Here is a 13,444-nt window from a genome sequence, read left to right as displayed (position 1 = left end):
TTGAGATCGACGGCATCGCGATGCGCGTCGGCCGGGGCGCCGATACCAAGACGGTGGCCGCAGTGATCCGCGCGCTGAAGGCGACGTCGTGATCGGGCCGACGGGTGCGGTCAAGGTCATGGTGGCGACGAAGCCCGTCGACTTCCGCAAGGGTGCGGAGGGATTGGCGGCGCTGGTGCGAGAGACAATGGGGGCCGATCCGTTCAGCGGGGCCGTCTACGTCTTCCGGGCGAAGCGGACTGACCGGATCAAGCTGATCTTCTGGGATGGCACCGGGGTTTGCCTGCTAAGCGTTTGGAGGATGGGGAGTTCCGCTGGCCGAAAGTGCATGACGGCATGATGCGGCTGACGGCCGCGCAGCTCTCGGCGCTACTCGAAGGTCTCGACTGGCGGCGAGTCCATGAGGCGCGCCGGACCCGCGTGCCAGCCCAGGCGGGCTGACCCGCGACGAAGTGAATCAGCCTAGATTCCGCTGTCGCGGGCTGTCGGCGAATATGGTCTGATCCGTTCATGGCGATGACGGCTGACCAGCTTCCCGACGATCCGGACGCGCTGAAGGCGATGGTCCTGGCGCACGACGTCGAGAATGCCCGTCTGATTCAGATCATCAAGGAATTGCAGCGTCACCGCTTCGGCCGGCGTGCCGAGACGCTCCCCGAGGATCAATTGCTGCTGGGGCTCGAAGAGGCGGAGCAGATCGAGGCCGCCGGTGAGGAAGAGAAGGAGCAATCTGCTCCCGCCGAGCGGCAAGCAAAGGCCACGAGGCGCCGGGCCAACCGGGGCGCGCTGCCACCCCATCTGCCGCGCGTGGAGATGGTCGTCGACATCGAGGACCATGCCTGCCCATGCTGCCGCAATGGCTTGCATCGGATCGGCGAGGACGTGAGCGAGCGGCTCGACATCGTTCCGGCGCAGCTGCGTGTAATCGTCGTGCGCCGGCCCAAATATGCCTGCCGCGCCTGCGAGGACGTCGTGGTTCAGGCTTCCGGCGCCGGCCCGGCTGATCGAGGGTGGTCTTCCGACCGAGGCAACGGTCGCCCAGGTGCTGGTCTCAAAATATGCCGATCACCTTCCGCTCTATCGTCAGGCGCAAATCTACGCCCGGCAGGGTATCAATCTCGATCGCTCTACGCTCGCCGACTGGGTCGGCCGCGCCGCCTGGCACCTGCGTCCGGTGCATGAGCGGCTGCTTGGCAAGCTGAAGTCCTCGGCAAAACTCTTCGCCGACGAGACGACCGCGCCGGTGCTCGATCCCGGCCGCGGCACGACTAAGACAGGTCCACTCTTGGCCTATGCCCGCGATGACCGACGATGGGAGGGGAGCGACCCGCCGGGCGTCGCCTATGTCTATGCGCCGGACCGAAAGGCCGAGCGTCCGATCGCTCATCTCGCAGGCTTCACCGGAATCTTGCAGGTCGACGGCTATGGCGGCTATCGCGTGCTGGCCGACAAAAGCGGCGTCACGCTCGCCTTCTGCTGGGCGCATGTCCGTCGGCGCTTTTATGAACTGGCAGCAGCCGGTCCCGCGCCGATCGCCAGTGACGCGCTGAGACGGATCGCCGAACTCTACAAGATCGAGGATGACATCCGTGGCCGATCGGCCAACGAGCGCCGCGCGATGCGTCAGGACAAAAGCCGCGCCATCGTCGCCGATCTCGAACCCTGGCTGCGTGAGAAGCTCGGCCTGATCAGTCAGAAGACCAAGCTCGCAGAGGCAATCCGCTACACGCTCTCACGCTGGGAAGGCCTCTCGCACTTCCTTGACGACGGCCGCATCGAGATCGACAGCAACACCGTCGAACGCTCGATCCGTCCGATCGCAATCTCGGGGTCATTCTGCCCATGTTGGGCAGGAGGTCGAAGTCCCGTGCGCAGCAATGGATCTGGGCTCCCCGCGCGCGTCGCTTGCTGCACTGCTTGAACTGAACAAGCTCTTGATCCAGCGCCGTTTCCGGCGAGGCTCTCCGGATGGTTTCATCATCGGGGAGACTCAAAATGAGAACCTTGCCGCCACCGACACGATCTCTCGTGATCGTTCGCCAGCTCAGCATGCGCTCGACTCGCACAAGCTAGTCGGGCTGAGCGCAGCGCAACGAACGATCGTGATCGCCCGGCTCGCCAATGTGCTGATGGCCGCCGCCGGTATCGTGACGGAGGAGAGCCGCGATGACGAGCCGTAATCTGATTCCGGCCACCATCCTCAAGCGCAAGGCCGTTGTCTATGTACGTCAGTCCACGCAGGCGCAAGTGCAGCTCAATCTTGAGAGCCAGCGTCGGCAATATGAGCTGGTCGACGTCGCGCGGCGCTGGGGATTCCGCAAGGTTGAGGTGATCGACGAGGACTTGGGACGCACCGCAAGTGGAGCTGTGGAACGTCCCGGTTTCGAACGCCTGGTCGACGATCTGTGCACCGGTCATGTGGGCGCTGTGCTTTGCCTGGAGGCGTCCCGCCTGTCTCGCAACGGACCGGACTGGCATCGGCTGCTCGAGTTGTGCGGCGAAGTCGATGCACGGGTGATCGATCTGGACGGAGTCTACGATCCGGGACTGCCGAACGATCGCCTGCTGCTCGGCATGAAGGGGAGCATAAGCGAGTTCGAACTCGGGGTGCTGCGTGCTCGCATGTACGAAGCTGACCGCGCCAAGGCACAGCGCGGCGAACTGCGCATCTCTGTGCCCTTCGGCTACGTCTGGCACCGGGATTACGGTCTCGGGTTCGATCCCGATATACGCCTGCAGGAGACCATTCGCCTGATATTCGCGCGTTTCCGCGAACTCGGCAGTGCCCGCCAGGTCCTGATCTCGATGATCGACGATGGCGTGCATTTCCCCAGACCCTCCGACGGCAAGAAGATGGTGTCCTTCGCCTGGGTTCCGGTCCGCTACCGCAACGTGATCTCCGTCCTGAAGAACCCGTTCTACGCCGGCGCTTATGTCTATGGTAAGAGCGAGAAGCGCACCGAGATCGTGGATGGCCGCGTCCGCAAGAGCTATGGTCATTACAAGCCGGCCAGCGATTGGGCGGTGGTGCTCAAGGAGCATCACGAAGGCTATATCGGATGGAGCGAGTACGAACGGAACCAGGAACTTCTCGCCGCCAACGCCTATGGCAAAGCCGGCGGCGTCAAGTCGGGCCGCGGCGGTCGCGCGTTGCTCCCGGGTCTTCTCTCCTGTGGTCGATGCGGGCGAAGACTGGTTGTCACGTATGCCGGACGTGGCCAAGGTTACCCGGTCTATCGTTGCGAGAACACCATGATGGCGCAGGCGCGATGCATGTCGTTCAACGGCTTTCGCACCGATGCGGCGGTGGCCCGCGAAGCCTTGGAGGCGGTTGCGCCGATGGCGATCGAGGCGGCGTTGGAGGCTGAACAGATGCAGCTGGAGAGCGAAGCCAGGCGGCGGCAGATGATCGAGATGGACCTGCAGCAGGCACGCTATGAGGCATCGCTCGCCGAGCGCCGCTACGCCGCCTGCGACCCGGAGAACCGGCTTATAGCGGCCCAGCTCGAGAGGAACTGGGAAGCTAGGCTCAGGCGCGTGGAGACCTGCGAGGCCCGGCTCAGTGAAGTCCAGCGTATGGAGCCTGTCGACGCGATCCCTGACTTCACCGGCCTCGCCCAGGATCTCGAAGCCGCCTGGAATGCGCCGGGTGTCGATATGCGGTTCCGTCAGCAACTGCTGCGCGCGCTCATCAAGGACATTGTGGCGGACGTCGATGACGACGCGCGCGATGTGATCCTGACCATCCATTGGCATGGGGGCCAGCATTCCCAGGTAAGGGTTCGCAAGTCCAAATCCGGAGAGCATGGCCAGAGTACGCCTGAGGAGGCTCTGGCGGTCATGCGATCCATGGCAACGCGATGGTCGGATGCCGAAATCGCCGCCACACTCAACCGCATGGGCATGAAGACGGGTCAGGGAAAGACCTGGACGGCGCGACGCGTCCAATCCCTGCGCACGGTGCACAAGATCAGCGGCTATCGGTCTTCCGACAAGAACGGCGAGTGGCTTACCATGTCGGACGCGGCCGCGAAGCTTGGCGTGTCGCACGTCAAAATCCGCCGGTTCGTCAGGGACGGCATATTACCAGCCGAGCAGGTCATGCGCGGCGCGCCCTACCAGATCCGCGCCAGCGACCTTGAAGATGAACGGATCAAGGCCGATTTGGCGCGCAAATCTCCGCGTATCATCAACGACGATAATCAGAAATCGCTGTTTCCCGCCATTTGAAGAGGGGGTGCATAATGAATCAGTCTTCGCGCTCAACCGCAAGAACGCGCTCTTCGCAGGCTCTGACGGCGGCGCCGAACACTGGGCAGTCATCGCCTCGCTGATCGAAACCTGCAAGCTCAATGGTGTCGAACCGCTCGGCTTATCTCGCCGATGTCCTCACCAGGATCGTCAACGGCCACCCCAACAGCCAGATCGACGATCTCCTGCCTTGGGTCTACATCAACAAGCTCGAGCTCAAGGCCGTGGCCCGAGAATACCGCTTACTCTTGACATGCACGGGCCGGAACAGGTTAACCCGCATATCTGCGCGATGCCGCGAGCATGGTTGCGGTCGGTCTTGTTGACCTGTGCCTTGAGAACGCCTTGGAATGACGGGGCTCGATACAGGTCACGTAGTCCGGCTGCCGCCAGACCAACCATTGGGATAAGGGGCCGGCTTCAAGCCTGATCCGGGCGAGATTCCATGCGGGGTTCTTCAATGCGTCAGCAAGATCGTCCGGATGACTAGCAACCTTCATCTCTCGGCAAATTCGGCGCCCTTCTCACGATGCAAACGGTGGTCTCTTTCACGGAGACGTCCAGTCCGGCATAATTTTTCATGCTGCGCTTCCTTTCCTGATGCTTGTGGCTGTTCACACAGACCACGTTTTGTCATCATCTCGAAGCGCAGCACTTCAAAACAACCCGTTCAAGGCGGGGGGCAAAGCCGAATACCACAATCTAAACACCTAGCGATGCTGTTCAAATTCGCCTTGCCGGCATGGGACCCCATCGCTGTCATCACAGGAAGCAGTACGTGGGAGGGGAACTGCTCGCAGTGATGAATCGTGTTCCGAGCCACTACCCATTCAGTTTCGTCCCAGTTGTTACCTCCCGTATTCAGGTTGCGGTCGAACCGCGGGAAGGCCGAACTAGTGATTTCCAGGCGAATTTGATGGCCGGCCGGAAACCAATTACTTGTGGCGTCGAGATCAATCTCGATTTTGCATATAACGCTCGGTTCCATGAAAACAGCCCGATCAAAGCCCTCGCGATAGCGGACGCGCAGTATCCCGTCCACCACGTCAATCGCACGGCCATCGGGATGTACGTCCAACAGTCTGGCCACGAAGTCCGTGTCCGGGGCCGAAGAAGAGACGAAGAGGACCGCCCGGACAAATCCGGTAACCTCCATGCCCTCTGTGAGGGGCGGTGAAGTGAAGCAGAGGACGTCTGGACGAAGCTGGACGTCCTGGTAATCGCGGGGTCCTATAGTAGTTCCACTTGACTTCCCGCCGTCCATCCCCAAGAACGGCGCCGGATCCCCAGGGTCGTAGGTAAACGTGTCAGCCGGCTCGTCGGCACTCGGAGGCTCTACATCAAGAGTCCCGTCGCCTAGACGGGTCGCGGCATTCCCGCCGCTGCGGAGGAACCAGTGCTGCAGTTCCACACCAAGAGGGGGCCATTCTGACGCGGCACGCCACTCGTTGCGACCCATCACGTAGTACTGGACGCGGGGCATTCCCTCGATCCGGTCGGGCTTGTCGTTCAGCCAGCAGTCGAACCAGTCCAGGTAGATCTGCCAGCAATCCAGGCGCGCGTCGCCCAGCTCGCGCTCGCCGATAACCGTCGGGGCTTTGAGACTCTCGGTGCCACAATGCGTGGCTGGCGACAGAATGATATGTTGGTGATCGCGTGCCGCCGGGCTCAATCCGCGAGCACTAAAAACGCGCTGCTGGTGAAGCGCGTCGGCAGCCCCCACGTCGTACCACGAGTTCACGAACAGGGCTGGGACGTCGATGGTCGAGTCCTCGCTAAGCATCCCATTCCGATCCCCCCAGGGATCGCCTGGGTCACGCGAGACCCAGTCCTCCCAGTCAGTCGGCGGTCCCCCAAGGCTCTTAAGCATGTTGACGAGCGGCAGCGACGCGAAAGCCCGCTGATACTCCTCATCGCTTTTCGGTTGCACTCGGGACCGGTCCTTCGCTGCGGTTTGGTGGAACCAGGGGACAAACGCGGCAACCTCCACCGCACCGCCGAGACGGAGATCCCCGTTGCGATATCGCCCTCCGGCAGAGCCGTTCGCGCCGCCCGATCCCTGCGCAATTGCGCATCGGTGGGCTGGATGGCACAACTGCGCCAGCAAAACCTGCGCGATACCAAGCGCCGAGCACCCATATGTGCCCACGCGTCCATTCGACCATGGCTGCTGCGAAATCCAGGACAGCGTGTCATAACCGTCGTCCCCTATATGTTCCCTAGCGTATACGCCGCCGGAATCGAAGACGCCACGACGCTCCTGCACAAGTACAGCGAACCCTTGTCCAGCAAACATTCTTGCCACTTTGTGGCGAGGCTCAACCGGACAGCGATAGGGCGTCTTACCGTATGGAGTTCGGATAAGGATTGACCCGAGTTCCCCAGTGTAACCAATAGGCCGATACAGGTCCGTGGCGAGCTCAACGCCGTCCCGCATTGGAACGCGCAAGCCGGTCTGCAAAACCACTTCGTATCGCGGCGTTGGCGGTTTAATCGGGCCTAGTTCATTACACACTTCAGAGTGCCTCCCAGACATTGAGACTGATTCAAGATGGAGTGGCCAATTTCGACGGGTCTCAGCATTCTATCTGCATGGTGGTGTTCCAGCCCACCTGCCTGTGCAATACCAGATGGAATACGCTCATTGGGGTGGCGCTGATTGCATGCCTTTCACTTAGCGAGCCAGCAGGCTGACAGGTGCTGTGGTCCAACTTCGATCGCCGGCGGCTCCTCAGCTTTGCAACGGTCGAAGGCAAGCGGGCAACGAGGATGGAAACGGCAGCCCTTCGGCACGCGCGCGGCACTTGGAACCTCGCCCTGCAGGGCCGGCAACTCGGCGCGACCTGCGTTGCCGCCAATCTGCGGTGTGGCGTTGCGCAAGGCGACGGTATACGGATGGCGAGGGTTGAATGTGATCTCGTCGGCGCTACCAATCTCGACCAATTTTCCAAGATACAAGACCGCAATCCGGTCGGCGATCAGCCAGGCAAGGGGCAAATCGTGGGTGATGAACAGCAGCGCCATGTTGTGCCTGTCGCGCAAGTCAACCAGGACCTGAAGAATCTGAGCGCGTATCGAGACATCGAGCATCGATACAGGTTCATCAGCAACGATGAGTTCCGGCCGGACGGCAAGCGCTCCTGCAATCACGACGCGCTGGCGCTGCCCGCCGGATAGCTCGTGCGGGAAGCGGGCGAAGAAATCGCCGGGAGGATTGAGCCCAGCGGCCGCAAGCGCTTCACTCACCCGGTCGGCGAGTTGAGTGGCGTTACCGACCAGCCGCAGGGACTGCAACGGCTCCGCCACGATGTCGAACACGGTGTGTCGCGGATTGAGGGCCTGATAAGCGTCCTGGAAGATCATTTGCACGCGACGCCGGTACGGACGTAGAGCCGAGAAGCCCTCTACCGACCTCATGTCGCGGCCTTCGAACAGCATTCTGCCGCCAGTCGGCTTGGCAAGCTTGGTGATGACGCGGCCCACAGTGGTCTTGCCGCTTCCCGATTCGCCGACCAGGGCGACGATCTCGCCCCGCCCGACGTTGAGGTCGATCCCGTCTACCGCGCGCATGGCGCCGACAGATCGGCCCAGGACACGGTCGAACAGACCGCCCTGGATAGGAAAATGAACTTGCAGGCTCTCGAGACGCAGGATGCCGGCAGTGTCAGGCATGAACAGCGACCTTGTCTTCTTGCGTCAAGGACCGGTGAAGGTGACAGGCGACACGTCCCCGCCCGAACTTATTGAGGCTGGGGACTTCGGTCGCGCACCCCCCCATGACCGACGGGCAACGCGGATGGAAAGCGCAGCCCGAGGGTCGATTCACCAAGTTGGGAGGATCACCCGGTATTGGCCGGATCATCTTTTTGCCGCTCGCTGGGTTCGGGATCGATTCGATCAGCTGTCGGGTGTAGGGATGTTTGGGCTGGGCGAAAATCTCGGCGACAGTGCCATCCTCGACGATGCGGCCCGCGTACATGATCATTACGCGATCACAACACTTAGCCACCACAGAAAGGTCGTGGGTGATCAAAATCAGGGCGAGGCTCAACTGCGATCGCAAGTCGCCTAGCAGGTTAAGGATCTGAGCCTGAGTGATGACGTCGAGCGCTGTGGTGGGCTCGTCACCAATGATAATCGAAGGTCGACACGCGAGCGCCATGGCAATCATCACCCTTTGTCGCATTCCGCCCGACAACTCGTGAGGGTAGGCGGAACCACGATCCGCCGGGATGCCGACCAGTTGAAGCAACTCACTTCCCCGCTTGGTCGCCTCGCCCCGCGACATGCCGAGCTTCAGCATGCATGGCTCGGCGATCTGCTTGATAATGCGGTGAACAGGATTAAGTGCGTTCATCGCGCCCTGGAAGACAACGGACGTTTCGCTCCAGCGATGTGGCCGCATCGCCGCATCATCGTCGATCGGCAGTCGGTTGCCACGATAGCGCACTTGGCCGCCGCTGACCCGCGCGTTGGGTGATAGTAGACCAGCGATCGCCATCGCGGTCGTGGTCTTGCCACTGCCCGATTCTCCGACGAGGCCCACGGCCTCTCCGGCTCGGAGCGCGAAGCTTACGCCGTCGATTGCTCGCAATGAAACGCCCTTGAGCCCATAATCGACAGAGAGCCGGTCTATTTCCAGAAGCGGTGTTTTGTCCTGGGAGGAGCTGGTCATGGGATCACCCTCCGCCGTGGATTGAACGTGTCGTCAAGGGCACTGCCAATCAGGACGAAGCTAAGCGAAACCGTGAGTACGCACAGTCCTGGGGCGCCGAGGTACCACCAGGCTCCAGCACTGGCCGCGCCGGCGCGCTGAGCGAGCGAAAGCAAAGTGCCCCATGAAGGCTGCAACGGGTCCCCGAGTCCAAGGAATGAGAGCGATGTCTCGACATAGATTGCGCTGGCGACCACCAGCGCACCATTGGCTGCGATTTGCGGCACGAGATTGGGGAGGATGTGCCGCACCATGATGCCGAAATTACTGCTACCCGCAACGCGCGCACGATCAATGAATGGTCGCTCCTTAAGCGACAGTGTCTGACTCCGGACGATACGTGCAACAAAGGACCAGCTTGTCATGCCTATAACGACAATGATCACGAAAAGAGAAGGACGGAAGCCCAGGATTTCTCCACCGCGCCCCATCACCTCGAGAACCACGGGTGTAATGACCAGCGCCAGCACGAAGGACGGCATGACAAAAAAGAAGTCTGTCAAGCGCATCAGCCAGACGTCGACCCTGCCACCATAGTAGCCAGCGGTCGTACCGATTGTAGTCCCAACGACGAGGCTGATCACAGTCGCGAGTAGCGCAATCGTAAGCGAGATCCGGGCACCATGGAGGACCAGATTGAGCACGTCCCGCCCGATTTCGTCCGTGCCGAGCAGATGCTCGCCTGATGGGGGTGCGAGGAAATCGCCAGTTGCATTGATCGCAGTCTGGAGCGGTCCCGCCAGAATATTGGGGACCGCTCCCACAACAAGAAAGAATACCAGACATACGAGGCCCACCTGAGCACCGCCATAGCTGAGAAATTGACGCAGAAAGCCTTTTATTGCGCGCGCCCGGCCTCGCGGGCAATATCGAACAATATTGTCGCTCATTGTCGGACCCTCGGATCTAGAAGGCTGTAGGCAAGATCGGCTACGAGGTTTGCGAGAACAATTGAAACGCCAAGCAACAGGAATATGCCTTGAAGGACTGGGTAGTCCCGTGCGTTGAGTGCTTCCACCGTCAGCCCGCCGATACCCGGCCAGGCGAAAACGGCTTCGACAGTGATGGCCCCGGCGACCACATAGCCAATATTGAGGGTGATCAAGGTCACGACCGGTAGCATTGCATTGCGAAATGCATGACGCATCAGCATTTGACCGTTGGTCAGCCCTTTCGCCCGTGCGGTTACCATGTAATCCTCGGTGAGTACGTCACTCATTGCGGCACGAGCGACGACGACGTACTGGCCGATTAGCCCAAGCGCCACCGCAGTGGCGGGAAGCGTGAGATGTTGCAGGTAGTCGAGGAACGAACCAAGAGAGCCCGTGATCAGGCCGGGCGAGTATGCACCATAGCCCGGGAGCCAACCCAATGCCGTGCTGAAGATTACCACCAGGATCATGCCGAGCCAGAAAGCCGGCGTAGAATAGAGCGCCAGAGAGGCTCCGGTTGCGATACGGTCGCCGGCTCCTCCCCGGCGCCAGCCTGCGTAGATCCCAAGCATCACCCCAATAACGATTGCCATTATCTGAGCAACCCCGACTAGGACTATGGTGTCCGGCAGGCGTTCCGCTATCAGGTCTGCGACATGCCTGCCCCTGAACTTGAAGCTGTAGCCGAAATCGCCGCGGAGTGTTGCCGACAGGTAGTCGACCGCCTGGTCCGGGAACAGCGGCCGGTCAAGGCCCCAACGTTGGTTCTGCGCCTCAATCTGCTCGGCGGTGACGCTGACGCGCGCCCCGCCAAGCAAAAGAGATGCAGGGTCACCTGGAATAACTCGGAATAGGATGAAGTTCAGGACTGCCACCATCAGGAGGGTTATAGAGGCCCTGACGATGATGCGCAGGATGTGACGGCTCCCTCCCCCTCCGTTCACGGCGCGGGCACCGGCTTCAAGCGATCGAATGGGAAGTAGCTGTCCATCGACATGATGCCTTGCTTTCCCCAACCCTCGAAGCAATCCCTCCGGTGGGCTTCGAGCAGGGTGGGGTAACATAGTACGATGTAAGGCGCTTCAGTATAAATTAGTCGCGCTGCCTGGTCGACCAGCTTTTGGTTTTTCTTGAGGTCAACGGTGACCTGCACCTCCGCGAACAGTTTGTCGAACTCCGCATTCGTCCAGTACGCCTTGTTCTTGATGCCGATGGAATTGCTGCTGCCGAAGATGAGCAGGTCTTTAGGTGTTGGGCCTTGCCAGGTATCGGAAATGAGCAGATCCCACCCTCCGCCGCCTTTCGCCGGAGCTGCGGCGCGGGCGCTCAGCGCACCGGAGTCGAGCCGAGTCACCGATACAGGGATACCGATTTGCTCCAACCAGCCAGCGATAAACTGCACTGCCGCGACCGGCATCTCTATATTTGCTGAAGGTCCAGACACCAGCTCTAGCTGGAAACTCTTCCCGTCCTTGTCCTCCCGAATGCCATCGCCGTTCGTGTCCCGGTACCCTGCGGCGTCAAGCCGGCGGTTGGCTTCGGCGAGATCGAAGTGGCGCCTGATGTCGTTCAGATCTGAATAGTAATCGGCCGCCACCGGCATTGCGAGTCCGACACCAGGGTCGGCGTGTCCGCGCATGGCTCGATCGACGATGGCCTTCTGATCGATCGCGTAGCCGAGCGCATCGCGAAACGCCGGATCCTGCAGAGCCTTGGTGCTACCTGCGCCATCTCCCGAAGCGGTGTTGAAGGCGAGATAGGTTTTCTGAGCTATGCGGGATTCACCGACTACAATGTCGGGATCCTTCGAGAGATCAGCCCACTGGGCGGACGTCAGGTAGTTGCCATAATCGAGTTCCCCGCTCTTAAGACCTTGCGCAATCGGATCGGCGGCATCGAAGGACCGCAGGATCACCCCCGCGATTTGGGGCTTCCCCGTACGGAAATAGGGGTTCGGCGTCAGGCGTGTAAACTGGCCCTGGTGAAACTCCGAAACGATCATAGGTCCCGTACCCACCAAAGGCGGATCGTTGCGGAAGGTTACGCGTGCGTCAGCATAGCTGATGTCCTTCCAAATGTGCTCGGGAACGATCATTATGATATTGTCTATTGGCCAGGTCGCGGGGAACTTGGTCACGATCTGCAAAGTCTCGTCGTCGAACGCTTTGATGGACTCGACGTTCTCAAGACCGCTGGTGCTGTTCCACCCGACGTTTAGCTCGTCGGGCTTGCCTATGGAATCGTGCAAATAACTATAAGTGAACGCCGCGTCCCTAGCGGTAGCAGGCTGGCCGTCCGACCACTTCATGCCGGGCCAGATCTTGAAGGTCCAAGTGAGGTTGTCGTCGGCGACGGACCAAGATTGGGCAAAGCCCTTTCGATCGTCGTATCGCTGGGCGTCTATGCAGACCAAGAAATCATAGCAAATAGCCAAGGGCCAAAAGGAGCCCCAAGTGGCGAAGGGGTTCATCGAATCAGGGCCTCCACCCAGTCCGCCGATTCGCAGGATGCGATCGTCGCACGACGAGGCGAACGCCCTCGAGTTAATCCCCCAAGGGGTCGCCGAAATCGCCAGCATTGCCTTCATAAGCGCACGACGATTATATGAGTATTGGCTCATTTTATCCTCCCTGTTTGCCGGCTTTATCATCACTTCATGTTCACACGACCACGATGATCTACGGCCTCAACCCGGAACATCTGGCTTCCTTTTGACGGAAGCTCCACAGTCCCCTCATTCCAGATAAGTAGCAGTGCCCAGGGGGGTGGTTCCTGCAAATTGGCCGCTGTGCCTGCATGAATCCGGCGTTTTTCTCGATTCTGGGCACAGCTAGCCAGAATTAAAGTCGATTGGCCGGTTCCAGCTCCTGGCGGCGCCCACGGACAATTCGCATATAGCAAACGAGGCAGTCATTCAGGTTCTGTTCGCGACCTCGGGTTGGAGGGTCCCGTCGAGCCGCAAACGCCTTTATCACGGATGTGTGATGTCGGAATGTCGATGCCGAAATTCCAGAGGATATCCTCTTCCGGCACACGACGGTCTAAGAGGCGTTCGACAAGCTGCGCGCCGCGCAACAACACGGAGCTTGAGCCGCCCGTTGAAAAACGATGTAAACGCTGATGGATCTCCAGCCTGATGCGTGGCCGCCAGCTCGTCGACCGTGAACTATCCGCAAGCCATTGATCTGGCCTTTTGATTGAGGCGGATAGCGTCTTTTGAATTGCAGGATTAGCGGTATTTGGACGCTGTTTTCCTGCAATTCGGTTTTGCGATTCCCTTGTGCTGCGGAGCGTGATTCACTCGGTTCGGCGGCGGCGAATCGAGGGGACGGCGAATGTCCAAGCCACGCGAGACGGGAGAGCAGGACCTGTTCCGCTCCAGGCTCGATCAGATCATCAACATGAAGCAGGCGATCGACCGGCCGGTGCTGGAGGAGCGTTTCGGCGCCGTCTATTCGGACGGCCCCGGCATGCCGCCGCTGCCGACCCGGCTGATGGCGGGGCTGGCGATCCTCAAGCACACCTTCAACCTGTCGGATGAGGTGCT

The 13,444-nt window shown here is 60.5% G+C and carries 8 protein-coding genes and 5 pseudogenes; 6 read left to right on the top strand and 7 right to left on the bottom strand.

Features of this window, described 5'->3' with window-relative positions:
* Positions 1 to 88: 88 nt before the first annotated feature.
* The 5 genes and pseudogenes from tnpB to EN991_RS06360 form a co-directional block, all read left to right on the top strand.
* Positions 89 to 441, top strand: a pseudogene (tnpB, locus tag EN991_RS06375) (IS66 family insertion sequence element accessory protein TnpB).
* A 69-nt stretch (positions 442 to 510) separates the two neighbouring features.
* Positions 511 to 1,828: pseudogene (locus EN991_RS06370) on the top strand (IS66 family transposase); the annotation flags it as partial.
* Between the two features lie 49 nt (positions 1,829 to 1,877).
* Positions 1,878 to 2,180, top strand: a complete 303-nt coding sequence (locus EN991_RS39775) for a hypothetical protein (RefSeq protein ID WP_063169337.1) — start codon at positions 1,878 to 1,880, stop codon at positions 2,178 to 2,180.
* Positions 2,167 to 4,230, top strand: a complete 2,064-nt coding sequence (locus tag EN991_RS06365; RefSeq protein WP_063169338.1) for a recombinase family protein — start codon at positions 2,167 to 2,169, stop codon at positions 4,228 to 4,230. Before EN991_RS39775 ends, EN991_RS06365 begins: the two co-directional genes overlap by 14 nt.
* Positions 4,231 to 4,258: 28 nt before the next feature.
* Positions 4,259 to 4,451 (top strand): annotated as a pseudogene (locus EN991_RS06360) (transposase domain-containing protein); the annotation flags it as partial.
* Positions 4,452 to 4,495: 44 nt separating this feature from the next.
* Here the strand turns inward: EN991_RS06360 and EN991_RS40755 are convergent.
* The 7 genes and pseudogenes from EN991_RS40755 to EN991_RS06325 form a co-directional block, all read right to left on the bottom strand.
* Positions 4,496 to 4,833, bottom strand: a pseudogene (locus EN991_RS40755) (IS110 family transposase); the annotation flags it as partial.
* A gap of 88 nt (positions 4,834 to 4,921) precedes the next feature.
* Entirely contained in the window at positions 4,922 to 6,688 is a 1,767-nt protein-coding gene (locus tag EN991_RS06350) for a CocE/NonD family hydrolase (RefSeq protein ID WP_206617005.1), read from the bottom strand.
* A gap of 233 nt (positions 6,689 to 6,921) precedes the next feature.
* Positions 6,922 to 7,923: an ABC transporter ATP-binding protein gene (locus EN991_RS06345; protein ID WP_063169341.1), complete on the bottom strand. Its 1,002-nt coding sequence runs from the start codon at positions 7,921 to 7,923 to the stop codon at positions 6,922 to 6,924.
* Positions 7,916 to 8,926 carry an ABC transporter ATP-binding protein gene (locus EN991_RS06340; protein WP_063169342.1) on the bottom strand — a complete coding sequence of 337 codons (1,011 nt, stop codon included), beginning with the start codon at positions 8,924 to 8,926 and terminating at the stop codon, positions 7,916 to 7,918. Before EN991_RS06340 ends, EN991_RS06345 begins: the two co-directional genes overlap by 8 nt.
* A complete protein-coding gene (locus EN991_RS06335) occupies positions 8,923 to 9,855 on the bottom strand; it encodes an ABC transporter permease (RefSeq protein WP_063169343.1) in 933 nt (310 codons plus the stop codon). The genes EN991_RS06340 and EN991_RS06335 overlap by 4 nt, the downstream gene beginning before the upstream one ends.
* The gene (locus EN991_RS06330; RefSeq protein ID WP_063169344.1) at positions 9,852 to 10,841 is read right to left on the bottom strand and encodes an ABC transporter permease; all 990 of its coding nucleotides are present in this window, start codon (positions 10,839 to 10,841) and stop codon (positions 9,852 to 9,854) included. Before EN991_RS06330 ends, EN991_RS06335 begins: the two co-directional genes overlap by 4 nt.
* A complete protein-coding gene (locus EN991_RS06325; RefSeq protein ID WP_063170379.1) occupies positions 10,838 to 12,517 on the bottom strand; it encodes an ABC transporter substrate-binding protein in 1,680 nt (559 codons plus the stop codon). The genes EN991_RS06330 and EN991_RS06325 overlap by 4 nt, the downstream gene beginning before the upstream one ends.
* Before the next feature lie 715 nt (positions 12,518 to 13,232).
* Here EN991_RS06325 and EN991_RS06320 point away from each other — a divergent pair.
* Positions 13,233 to 13,444, top strand: a pseudogene (locus EN991_RS06320) (IS5/IS1182 family transposase); the annotation flags it as partial.

Origin of the sequence: Mesorhizobium sp. M7A.F.Ca.US.005.03.2.1 (assembly GCF_003997795.1) — a bacterium.
Classification (GTDB): domain Bacteria; phylum Pseudomonadota; class Alphaproteobacteria; order Rhizobiales; family Rhizobiaceae; genus Mesorhizobium; species Mesorhizobium ciceri.
This window is presented reverse-complemented; position numbering and strand designations above follow the sequence as displayed.